We start from the raw sequence: 1,464 nt of genomic DNA, 5'->3' as shown, positions 1-1,464 counted from the left end.
GCGCGCGTTGTCCGCGTTCTGCTTGACGGTCGAGGTGAGTTCCTCCATCGAGGCGGCCGTCTGTTCCAGCGAGCTGGCCTGCTCTTCGGTGCGCGAGGACAGGTCCTGGTTGCCCGAGGCAATCTCGCTCGACGCCGTGGCAATCGTGTCGGTTGACACCTTGATCCGCCCCACCACTTCGACGAGCTGCCCCTGCATCTGCTGGATCGACAGCAGCAGGCTGCCGGCGGCCGAGCGGCGCGTGTCGATGGAGGTCGTGAGGTCGCCGTCGGCGATGCGGCTGACCATGTCGGCCGCATAGGCCGGCTCGCCGCCGAGTTGGCGCGCAAGCAGACGGGCCACCAGGCTGCCCAGCCCCAGGCTGACCAGGATGCCGGCCAGGGCCAGTCCGACCATCCAGAGGCGCGAGCCCGCATAGGTGCTCGCAGCCTGTGCAGCGCTGTTCTTGGCCAAGGTGTCGCAGTAGGCGACCATCTTGTTGAGCACGCCTTCGAGGCCGCGCGACTCGGCCAGCAGCTTGGTGTTCTCATCGACCACCAGGCCGTCGAACTGCGAAATGTCCAGCGGCTGCTTGTTGATCAGTGCGATGAAATCGACCAGGCGCTTCTTGAGCGCCGGTGCCAGCGTTTCGTAGTCCTTCAGCAGCGCCTGGCCTTCCGGCGATTTCTGGAAGAAGGGTTTCACTTCGTCCAGGCGCGCATCGAGGCCGCTCAGCGACGAGGTCAGGTCCTTGGCGCCCGCGCTGCGTTCACCGCGCGTGGATGCCGACAGCAGCCCGGTCTGGGCGCGGCTGGCGTAGAGCAGATGAATATTGGCCTGCTGCGTGCCCTGCAGGGCGCGCAGTTCATCGTTGTAGAGCCGCTCTGTGGCGCTGTTGATGCGCCCCATCTGGACGACCCCGAACGCACTGACTGCCGCGCCGATGGCCGCGACGACCAGAAAACTCAGAACGAGCCGGGCTGTGACCCGGAGCTGTTGAAACCATTGCATTTTTTTTCCTTTTTGATGCAGGCCAGAACACCCGCAAAGCCGGTGGGCGAACCTGCGTTCGCCCGTTGGGATCTCTCACCGTCGGCGACCGGGTCGCCGCTTTCGCTCTTCACTCAGAATCAAAATTCGGTCCAGTCGCCCTCGCCTTTGGCGGTGGCCATGGCCAGCTTGGGCTGCGCATCCTTGCGCCTGCTCGGCGGCAGTGCCGACTTCGGGGCCTTGCTGGCGCTGACGCGGCGTGCGACCGGCGCGGAAGCCGCTGCGGTCGGGGCCACGCGGCGAAGCACGCGCGGTGCGGACTCGTTGCTGCCTTGCAGGGTGAAGACGCTCACCACCTGCGACAGGCTGCCGGCCTGGTCCTGCAGCGAGGCGGCGGCGGCCGCGGCCTCTTCCACCAGCGCCGCGTTCTGCTGCGTCACCTGGTCCATCTGCGTGATGGCCTGGTTGATCTGCTCGATGCCTTGGGTCTGCTCG

1 protein-coding gene and 1 pseudogene are annotated in these 1,464 nt (G+C 66.4%); both read right to left on the bottom strand.

The features are described from left to right. Window positions 1-990 (bottom strand): methyl-accepting chemotaxis protein (locus ACSFA2_RS25400; protein WP_435458107.1); only part of this gene is annotated, 990 nt, incomplete at its 3' end. A gap of 119 nt (window positions 991-1,109) precedes the next feature. Beyond that, a pseudogene (locus ACSFA2_RS25395) lies at window positions 1,110-1,464 on the bottom strand (methyl-accepting chemotaxis protein); the annotation flags it as partial.

It is taken from the genome of Variovorax cryoconiti (genome assembly GCF_051216395.1).
Lineage (GTDB): Bacteria > Pseudomonadota > Gammaproteobacteria > Burkholderiales > Burkholderiaceae_C > Variovorax.
The sequence above is the reverse complement of the archived record's forward strand: the minus strand, read 5'-3'. Positions and strand labels throughout refer to the sequence as shown.